Origin of the sequence: Bradyrhizobium hipponense (assembly GCF_008123965.1) — a bacterium.
Lineage (GTDB): Bacteria > Pseudomonadota > Alphaproteobacteria > Rhizobiales > Xanthobacteraceae > Bradyrhizobium > Bradyrhizobium hipponense.
Genome location: NZ_VSTH01000197.1, coordinates 1 through 8,288, shown reverse-complemented (window position 1 = coordinate 8,288; position 8,288 = coordinate 1). Strand labels below are relative to the sequence as shown.

The following is an 8,288-nucleotide window of genomic DNA, read 5'->3' as shown; positions in this document are numbered from 1 at the left end:
CCAGGCGCTGGCGCGCGAGGTCGACGAGGAAACCGGGCTCGAGATCGAGATCATCGGTCTCGCCGGCTGGCGCGAGGTGCTGCCCGCCACGGGCGGCGCCGGCCATTACCTGATCATGTCCTTTGCCGCCCGCTGGGTGGCCCGGGAGCCGGTCCTCAACGACGAGCTCGACGATTACCGCTGGATCGCCCCGAACGAGCTGGCGAGCCTCGGTGACCTCAGGCTGACCGGGGGGCTGGAGGAGGTGATCGAGTCGGCCGCGCGGCTGATAGGGCCTTGAGGTCATTCCGCCCCGCCTTGCGTCCACCGCCTCGAGAAGGCATACACCGGCCGATGTCCACGCGATTTCTGGCCATTTTTGCCCTGCTTCTCGCCTGCGCCTGCGTGCCCGCCCGGGCTCAGGACGTAGCGGCGCCGTTTGACGGCGATCTGCAGCGGCTGGCCGAGATCCTCGGCGGGCTGCATTATTTGCGCGGCATCTGCGGGGCCAACGAGGGCAACAAATGGCGCAGCGAGATGCAGGCGCTGATCGACGCCGAAACCCCCTCCGGCGAGCGCCGCACCCGCATGATCGCGAGCTTCAACCGCGGCTATAACGGCTTTCAGCAGACCTACCGGAGCTGCACGCCGGCGGCGACCGTCGCAGTCCGCCGCTACATTGAGGAAGGCTCGAAAATCTCACGCGATCTCACGGCGCGCTACGCGAACTAAGCGCCCCCTCATCGTGAGGAGCGCGCTTTGCGCGCGTCTCGAAGGATGCAGGCCCCGCTGCCGCAGCGCGGCCTCTATGGTTCGAGACGGCGCTGGCGCGCCTCCTCACCATGAGGAACAGGCCTTCGAACTCGCAGATGGAACCACGACATCGTCTTTGTCCACTGCCATTAACCGTTCTTAAAGATGTGGCCTAGCGGAGGTTAATACGCGTGCTACACCTCTCGCACAGCGCATCGCCGTGGATCGCGCCCCAGCCCTGTCGAGTTTCATGAGCCATCCAGTGTCCTACGCCCCCGCCCGCGCGCCGCTGCCCGATCACGAGCAGAAGCAGGCCGCGCTGAGCTATCTCAACGAGGCCTGGGCCGAGGCGCGCCATGACGGCGTCGATGGCGACTGCCTGGCGCAGGCGAGCTTGTTCGCGGCGCTCGCCGAGCTCGTCGGGACCTATGGCGAGGACGCGGTGGCGAAATTCGTCGAGGGCTTCCCCGGCCGCATCCGCAACGGCGAGTTCTCCGTCGGAATCTCCAGGCAGTAGGCGCGCATTGGCCCGGCGACGACCGGGAGATGTTCTCGACACGATCGGGAATGCTACGGTACGACCTTGAGCGTCGCCTTCATGTTGGGATGAAAGCGACAGTAATATTCCACAATCCCGGCTTTCTTCACGACCGTCGTCCCGGATTTCTTTGCCGGCAGGCCCACGTCGAAGTCGCCGCCTTTGGCGGTTGCGGTGTGCGCAAAGACGTCCTTGTTGATCCACTCGACGGTGTCGCCGATCTTCACGGAAGCCTCAGCCGGCGATATCTCCAGATTCTCCATCGTGATCTGAATCGTCGCGGCGTGCGCCGGGACGACCATCGTTGCGAAGACGACCGCTGTTACGGTCGAAGACAACCGTCCCGGCATCATATCCCTCCCCTACTTCAGCTCGGCCGCGACATGCTCGGCGTGTTGCTGATGGCCCTGGAATATCTTCAAACCCGTCTGCAGCAGGTTCTTCAGTTCCGCATTGCTGGAAGAGGGAATCAGCTGGGTTTCCAGCGCGTTGTTGACGGTCTTGTGGTAGGCGACTTCGTTCTCGACATAGGCCTTGTCGAAGGCTGCGCCTTTCAGCTTGTCGAGCTCGGCAAGCTTGTCGCTCGCCTGCTTCGATAGCGTGCGGCTGGTGTCGTTGTCCTCGGGCGTGACCTTCAGCTTCTTGACCAGTGCGAGCGCCTGTTTGTTGACCGCCTCGTGGTCGCGCACCATGTCTTCGGCGAACGCCTTGACGTCCTTGCTCCTGGCTTTCTTCACCGCCTGCTTGGCGGCGTTGATATCGATCACACCTGCAGTGTAGGCGATATGTGCGATCTGCGGATCGGTGGGCTTGGTGCCTTGCGCGAGCGCAGGGCCGGACAAAAGAGCGACCGCAGCGATCGCCGCGCTCCATCGGACGAACATGGTTTGATACTCCTGTGGTGCCGGAGTTTTCCCGGCTGCTTGCTTGCACAGGGTTGGATGACAATTGCGCGCGAACGTTCCCGAAAAACTACGCGCCGCCACCGAGGCGCTTGAGCACGGCCTCAGTCAGGCGCTCGCAACGCTGGCCGGCAAACGGGAAGGCATCCATCACGACCGGACCGATCTTCTTCTCGACGTTTTCGCGCAACATCGTGCGCGCACGATGCAGCCGGGTCTTCACGGTTTCGGGCTTGACGCCGAGCAGCTCGGCCGTCTCCTCCATGCTCATCCCCTCCATCACGCGCGCGATGAAGACCATGCGGAACACGTCCGGCAATTCATCGACGGCGTGCTCGACGACGCGCTGGATTTCACGTTGGGCCATGGATTTTTCCGGATCGCCTGCGGCGGACGAGAGGGGAAACTGGATGATTTGGGCTTCGAGCGTTGCCTCCGGCACCGATCCCAACTCGACATGCGGCTTCTGACTGCGTACGCGGCCGAGCGCCTCGTTGATCGCAATGCGCGACAGCCAGGTCGATAGGCTGGATTCGCCGCGAAAGCCGTCGAGATTGGTAAATGCCCGGACATAGGTCTCCTGCACCACATCCTCGGCCTCGCTGTCGCTGCGCAAGATGCCACGGGCGAGCCGATAGAGCCTGCGGTTGTTGGCCTGCATGATAGCGCGCAACGCCGCCTCGTCACGGGCCTGCGCGCGGCGAACCAGTTCAGCCTCGGGCGCGCCGGCCTCAAGGACCGGAAATGTTGCGGTGCGATGTATGGGGGTCACGGGCGCGTCTCCAGCTTTTCGGAGATTGGATGCATGTTCGCGAAAAACGTTCCCGGCGATCCCCTAATCCGTCTCGATCGGCAGCGCCGGATCCCTCGCCCATTCGCCCATCGAGGCGTCGTAGAGCGTGAGCTTGTCGTAGCCAAGCTGCGTCAGCAGCAGCAAATCGATCGTCGCCGAGATGCCGCCGCCACAATAGCAGATCACGTCCTTGTCGCGCGTGATCCCTTGGCTCGCGAATTTCGCTTCCGCATCTGCGAGCGACGTCAGCGTCTTGTCGGCGTTCACAAGCGTCGCGGCGGGAACGTTGACGCTGCCGGGAATGCGGCCAGGCCGGCCGTAGCGGCTCGGCTCGAGACCGCGATGGAACTGCGGGCCGAGCGCATTGACGATTGCGGTCGCGGGATCGCCGATCCGCGCCATGACAGTATTCTTGTCGACGAAAAAACCTGCGCGCGGCGCGGCCTTGAAGCTCGTCGCCGGATAACCCTTTGGTGCGCCTGTCTCGATCGGCCGCCCCTCAGCCTTCCATTTGTCGAAACCGCCGTCGAGCACCTGCGCCTCGATACCGAGCGAGCGCAGCATCCACCAGAACCGCGTCGACCACATCATCGTGCCGATGCTGTAGAGCACGATGGTCCTGGATGCATCGAGGCCGTGGCGGCCGAAGGCGGCCTCTAACTGGGCCACACCAGGCATCATGAAGAACTGCCCCGCGGAAGTGTCGGAGAACTCGCCTTGCAGGTCGAGGAAATCGGCGCCCGGGATGTGACCTGCCCCGAACGTCTTGTCGCCGGGCACTGCGCGATATGGCACGTCGCTGCCCGGCGGCACCGGCTCGTTGTGGGTCGTGCAGTCGTACAGGCGAAGGTTGGGATCGCCGAGCATGGCGGCGAGTTGTTCGGTGGTGATGAGGAGGGATGGTTGGGACATCGGACTGCTCTCCCGTTCGAGAGGACGTGTAGACCTCTCCCCTCGTCATTGCGAGCGAAGCGAAGCAATCCAGAATCTTTCCGCGGCGGCGGCCTGGATTGCTTCGCTTCGCTCGCAATGACGAGTGTGGGGAGACATCGCGCCCCTTCGACAGTGATACGGCTACGCCTTCAGTGTCTCCAGAAACCGCACCGGCTCGCCCTGCGAGGCCGTCACCAGTTCGCCCTGCCACATCACGCGGCGGCCGCGGATGAAGGTACCGACGGGCCACCCCGTCACGCGGACGCCATCATAGGGCGTCCAGCCGGCCCTGGAGGCAACCCATTTGTTGGTGATGGTTTCGCTGCGCTTGAGGTCGACGATGGTGAAGTCGGCATCGTATCCGGCGGCGATTCGGCCCTTGCAGGCCATGTTGTAGAGGCGCGCCGGGCCGGCGCTGGTGAGATCGACGAACCTTGCCAGCGACAGGCGGCCCGCATTGACGTGGTCGAGCATGATTGGCACCAGCGTCTGCACGCCGGTCATGCCGGAAGGCGAGGCCGGATAGGTCTTCTGTTTCTCTTCCAGCGTATGCGGCGCGTGATCGGAGCCAAGCACGTCGATGATACCCTGCTCGATGCCGCGCCAGATGCCGGCGCGATGATCGGCCCCGCGCACCGGCGGGTTCATCTGCGCCAGCGTGCCGAGCCGTTCGTAGCATTCGGGCGCGGCCAGCGTCAGATGATGCGGCGTCGCCTCGCAGGAAGCGACATCCTTGTGGTCGCGCAGGAACTCGATCTCTTCCTTGGTCGAGATGTGCAGCACATGGATGCGCTTGCCGGTCTCATGCGCAAGGTTCACCAGGCGCTGCGTCGCCATCAGAGCCGCGGTCTCGTCGCGCCAGACCGGGTGCGAGCGGGTATCGCCCTCGATGCGCAACGACTTGCGGTCGTTGAGGCGATATTCGTCCTCGGCATGAAACGCCGCGCGGCGGCGGATCACCTGGAAAATTCGTCGCAGGCTTTCGTCGTCCTCCACCAGCAGCGCGCCGGTCGAGGAGCCGATGAACACCTTGACGCCGGCACAGCCGGGCGCGCGTTCCAGCACGGGCAGGTCCTGCACGTTCTCGCGGGTGCCGCCGATGAAAAAAGCGAAATCGCAGTGCATGCGGTGATGGGCGCGCTTCACCTTGTCGGTGAACTCGGCCTCGGTCACGGTCAACGGCGATGTGTTCGGCATCTCGAACACGGCGGTGACGCCGCCCATCACGGCGCTGCGCGAGCCGGTTTCGAGGTCTTCCTTGTGCGTCAGCCCGGGCTCGCGAAAATGCACCTGCGTGTCCATTACGCCGGGCAGGATGTGCAGGCCCTTGCAGTCGATCACCTCGGCGGCGGAGGCCTGCGACAGCGCGCCGATCTCGGCAATGCGGCCATTGGCAATGCCGATATCGCGGACACCCTCGCCGTCCTGGTTGACCACGGTGCCGCCCTTGAGGATGACGTCGAAACGCTGGGTCATGGCAAAAGGCCCCTCTCATCCCCAAGCGCAGGGCTCGAGGTCTTGTCGTTTATGCGTTGCGGGCTTACGTTCCGGAGCAACATGTCGCAAGAGATTTTCGCATGAAATCAGCGTTTCTTCCCGACCGGGGCGTGGTCAAGGTCGCGGGCGAGGATGCGCGCAACTTCCTCAACGGCCTCGTCACCACCGACATCGACAGGCTCAAGCCGGGCCTGGGGCGATTCGGCGCGCTGCTGACGCCGCAGGGCAAGATCACCGTGGATTTCCTGATCACGGAGGCGTCCGCGGGCCATGGCGGCGGGTTCCTGATCGACTGCCCGAAGGCGCTCGCAGACACCCTCGCCACCAAGCTGAAATTCTACAAGCTTCGTGCCAAGGTCGTTGTGGAGAACCTCTCCGACGAGCTCGGCGTGCTCGCGGCCTGGGACGGCAAGCTCGCGACCCAGCCGGACCTCGGCTTCGCCGACCCGCGCAACGAAGAGCTCGGCTACCGCATCCTGATTCCCGAAGATCTCAAGCAGAAGCTGTCCGATCTCATCGGTGCCGAGCTCGTTGACGCCGCTGCATACGAGGCCCACCGCATCGCACTCGGCGTGCCGCGCGGCGGGCTCGATTTCATGTACAGCGATGCGTTCCCGCACGAGACCAACATGGATCGTCTTGCCGGCGTCGATTTCGACAAGGGCTGCTATGTCGGCCAGGAGGTCGTATCGCGCATGCAGCATCGCGGCACCGCGCGCACCCGCAGCGTCAAGGTGCTGCTCGAAGGGGCCGCGCCCGAGGCCGGCGCCACCATCCTCGCCGGCGACAAGCCGGTCGGCACCATCGGCTCGACCGCCGACGGCAGGGGCATCGCGCTGGTGCGCATCGACCGCGTCGCCGATGCGCTCGACGCGGGCCAGCCGCTCACCGCCGGCGGCCTTGCCTTGAAGCTGGCGGAACCTGACGTCGTGCGCATTCCAGCCAAGCAGCCTATCGCATGAGCCGTGCTCCCAGCCTCCATGCCGACGGCCTGACGCGCTGCCCGTGGCCGGGCGAAGATCCGCTCTACGTCGCCTATCACGACACCGAATGGGGCGTGCCGGAATATGACGACCGCGCGCTCTACGAAAAGCTGATGCTCGACGGCTTCCAGGCCGGCTTGTCCTGGATCACGATCTTGCGCAAGCGCGACAATTTCCGCAAAGCGTTCGACGATTTCCAGCCGGAGAAGATCGCGCGGTACAATGCGAAGAAGGTCCATGCGCTGATGAACGATGCCGGCATCGTGCGCAACCGCGCCAAGATCGACGGCGCGATCCTCAGCGCAAGATCCTATCTCGACATCATGGAGAAGGGCCCGGGCTTCTCGAAGCTGCTGTGGGACTTTATGGACGGCCGGCCCAAGATCAACCATTTCAAGACCACCGCAAGCGTGCCGGCCTCGACGCCGCTCTCGGTGCAGATCTCCAAGGAGCTGTCCTCGCGCGGCTTCAAGTTCGTCGGTCCGACCATCGTCTATGCCTTCATGCAGGCGACCGGCATGGTCAACGACCACCTCGTCGACTGCCACTGCCACGCGAGCTGCGGCAAGACGCAGCGCAAGCCGCGCCTCAAAGTCAAATGACGGCGAAGAAGACCGCCGCGCGCGACGTGCCATCCCGCGCCTGGCAGCGCATGCTGTCGGGACGGCGGCTCGACCTGCTCGATCCCTCACCGCTCGATATCGAGATTGCCGACATTGCGCATGGGCTGGCGCGGGTGGCGCGCTGGAACGGGCAGACCACTGGCGCACATATCTTTTCGGTGGCGCAGCACACGCTGCTGGTGGAGACCGTGATGCGACACGAGATGCCGCGCGTCGATCAGCGGGTGCGGCTCGCCGCCCTGCTGCACGATGCGCCCGAATATGTGATCGGCGATATGATCTCGCCGTTCAAGGCCGTTCTCGACGGTCACTACAAGGCGGTCGAAAAGCGGCTGCTCGGCGCGATCCATATCCGCTTCGGGCTGCCGCCGGTGCTGACCGACGAAATCACCCAACAGATCAAGGCCGCCGACCGCGGCGCGGCCTATCTGGAGGCAACCGAACTCGCCGGCTTCAGCGACGCCGAGGCCAAACGCCTGTTCGGCCGCGATCCCGGGCTCTCCGACAGCGTCCGCCGCGACTACCTGACGCCCTGGACGGCGGCGCGGGCCGAGAAGCAGTTTTTAGAGCGATTCAGCGCGGTGTTTGCGTAGGTTCAGCAGGGTGGGCAAAGGCGCTCTTGCGCCGTGCCCACCACCTTTTCGCGATTGCGACGAAAGTGGTGGGCACGCTTCGCTTTGCCCACCCTACGAGGGCTCGCTATAATCACCGCCAAAAAGGTCCCCTATGATCCACGTCTGTTCCCTCGCCGCGCTTCCCGAAACTGTCCGCCTTACCGGGGCCAGCCATGTGCTGACCGTGATGGCCAATGTCGAGCAGGTGGCGCGGCCGGTGTCGGTGTTGCCGGCCAACCATCTCAAGGTGTCGATGGACGACATCACCGAGGAGATGGAGGGTTTTGTCGCGCCGTCGGAAACGCATATCGATCAGGTGCTGAATTTCGTGCGCGGCTGGGACCGCGGCGCGCCGCTGGTGGTGCATTGCTTCGCGGGCATCAGCCGCTCCACCGCGAGCGCATTCGCCGCCGTGTGCGCACTAAATCCGAATCGCGACGAGATCGAGATCGCGAAAAGGATCCGCGCGGCCTCGCCGATCGCCTCGCCGAACCGGCGCATCGTCGGCCTCGCCGACCGTGCGCTGGGTCGCAACGGCCGCATGCTGCGCGCGCTCGACGAAATGGGCCCGGGCGCCATGATGGTCGAGGGCCGCCCCTTCGTGATCGAGCTCGAATGAGGCGAGAGTCAAATTGTAGCCCAGTCGGGACTGAGCCCCCTCTCCCGCTTGCGG

12 protein-coding genes are annotated in these 8,288 nt (G+C 64.6%); 7 read left to right on the top strand and 5 right to left on the bottom strand.

Annotated elements, in window-relative coordinates; translation table 11 throughout:
• The 3 genes from FXV83_RS39530 to FXV83_RS39520 form a co-directional block, all read left to right on the top strand.
• Positions 1-280: NUDIX domain-containing protein (locus tag FXV83_RS39530; RefSeq protein WP_148745461.1), on the top strand; the 280-nt coding region annotated here is incomplete at its 5' end.
• 53 nt (positions 281-333) lie between these two features.
• Positions 334-711 (top strand): TIGR02301 family protein, encoded by a 378-nt coding sequence (locus FXV83_RS39525; protein WP_148745460.1) that lies wholly within the window; start codon positions 334-336, stop codon positions 709-711.
• 271 nt (positions 712-982) lie between these two features.
• Entirely contained in the window at positions 983-1,249 is a 267-nt protein-coding gene (locus FXV83_RS39520; protein ID WP_148745459.1) for a hypothetical protein, read from the top strand.
• 53 nt (positions 1,250-1,302) lie between these two features.
• On the opposite strand, the gene FXV83_RS39515 is transcribed toward FXV83_RS39520, so the two are convergent.
• The 5 genes from FXV83_RS39515 to FXV83_RS39495 all read right to left on the bottom strand — a co-directional run bounded on the left by FXV83_RS39515 (position 1,303) and on the right by FXV83_RS39495 (position 5,374).
• Positions 1,303-1,623 carry a cupredoxin domain-containing protein gene (locus FXV83_RS39515; RefSeq protein WP_430648977.1) on the bottom strand — a complete coding sequence of 107 codons (321 nt, stop codon included), beginning with the start codon at positions 1,621-1,623 and terminating at the stop codon, positions 1,303-1,305.
• A 9-nt stretch (positions 1,624-1,632) separates the two neighbouring features.
• Positions 1,633-2,154 carry a DUF4142 domain-containing protein gene (locus FXV83_RS39510; RefSeq protein ID WP_187436477.1) on the bottom strand — a complete coding sequence of 174 codons (522 nt, stop codon included), beginning with the start codon at positions 2,152-2,154 and terminating at the stop codon, positions 1,633-1,635.
• 88 nt (positions 2,155-2,242) lie between these two features.
• Positions 2,243-2,944, bottom strand: coding sequence for an RNA polymerase sigma factor (locus FXV83_RS39505; RefSeq protein ID WP_148745457.1), 702 nt, complete (start codon positions 2,942-2,944; stop codon positions 2,243-2,245).
• A gap of 63 nt (positions 2,945-3,007) precedes the next feature.
• Positions 3,008-3,877 carry a sulfurtransferase gene (locus FXV83_RS39500; protein WP_148745456.1) on the bottom strand — a complete coding sequence of 290 codons (870 nt, stop codon included), beginning with the start codon at positions 3,875-3,877 and terminating at the stop codon, positions 3,008-3,010.
• A gap of 162 nt (positions 3,878-4,039) precedes the next feature.
• Positions 4,040-5,374 carry a dihydroorotase gene (locus FXV83_RS39495; RefSeq protein WP_148745455.1) on the bottom strand — a complete coding sequence of 445 codons (1,335 nt, stop codon included), beginning with the start codon at positions 5,372-5,374 and terminating at the stop codon, positions 4,040-4,042.
• 101 nt (positions 5,375-5,475) lie between these two features.
• On the opposite strand from FXV83_RS39495, the gene ygfZ reads away from it, so the two are divergent.
• From ygfZ to FXV83_RS39475, 4 genes are all read left to right on the top strand, one after another.
• A complete protein-coding gene (gene ygfZ, locus FXV83_RS39490) occupies positions 5,476-6,357 on the top strand; it encodes a CAF17-like 4Fe-4S cluster assembly/insertion protein YgfZ (RefSeq protein ID WP_148745454.1) in 882 nt (293 codons plus the stop codon).
• A complete protein-coding gene (locus FXV83_RS39485) occupies positions 6,354-6,980 on the top strand; it encodes a DNA-3-methyladenine glycosylase I (protein WP_148745453.1) in 627 nt (208 codons plus the stop codon). The genes ygfZ and FXV83_RS39485 overlap by 4 nt, the downstream gene beginning before the upstream one ends.
• Positions 6,977-7,594, top strand: a complete 618-nt coding sequence (locus tag FXV83_RS39480; RefSeq protein WP_148745452.1) for a YfbR-like 5'-deoxynucleotidase — start codon at positions 6,977-6,979, stop codon at positions 7,592-7,594. Before FXV83_RS39485 ends, FXV83_RS39480 begins: the two co-directional genes overlap by 4 nt.
• A 133-nt stretch (positions 7,595-7,727) precedes the next feature.
• Positions 7,728-8,234, top strand: coding sequence for a tyrosine phosphatase family protein (locus FXV83_RS39475; RefSeq protein WP_148745451.1), 507 nt, complete (start codon positions 7,728-7,730; stop codon positions 8,232-8,234).
• Positions 8,235-8,288: the final 54 nt, after the last annotated feature.

Coding starts and splice junctions, on each gene's coding strand:
- FXV83_RS39495 (WP_148745455.1), bottom strand. CDS start 5,374: ATGACCCAGCGTTTCGACGTCATCCTCAAGGGCGGCACCGTGGTCAAC.
- FXV83_RS39475 (WP_148745451.1), top strand. CDS start 7,728: ATGATCCACGTCTGTTCCCTCGCCGCGCTTCCCGAAACTGTCCGCCTT.
- FXV83_RS39520 (WP_148745459.1), top strand. CDS start 983: ATGAGCCATCCAGTGTCCTACGCCCCCGCCCGCGCGCCGCTGCCCGAT.
- ygfZ (WP_148745454.1), top strand. CDS start 5,476: ATGAAATCAGCGTTTCTTCCCGACCGGGGCGTGGTCAAGGTCGCGGGC.
- FXV83_RS39480 (WP_148745452.1), top strand. CDS start 6,977: ATGACGGCGAAGAAGACCGCCGCGCGCGACGTGCCATCCCGCGCCTGG.
- FXV83_RS39500 (WP_148745456.1), bottom strand. CDS start 3,877: ATGTCCCAACCATCCCTCCTCATCACCACCGAACAACTCGCCGCCATG.
- FXV83_RS39525 (WP_148745460.1), top strand. CDS start 334: ATGTCCACGCGATTTCTGGCCATTTTTGCCCTGCTTCTCGCCTGCGCC.
- FXV83_RS39510 (WP_187436477.1), bottom strand. CDS start 2,154: ATGTTCGTCCGATGGAGCGCGGCGATCGCTGCGGTCGCTCTTTTGTCC.
- FXV83_RS39515 (WP_430648977.1), bottom strand. CDS start 1,623: ATGATGCCGGGACGGTTGTCTTCGACCGTAACAGCGGTCGTCTTCGCA.
- FXV83_RS39485 (WP_148745453.1), top strand. CDS start 6,354: ATGAGCCGTGCTCCCAGCCTCCATGCCGACGGCCTGACGCGCTGCCCG.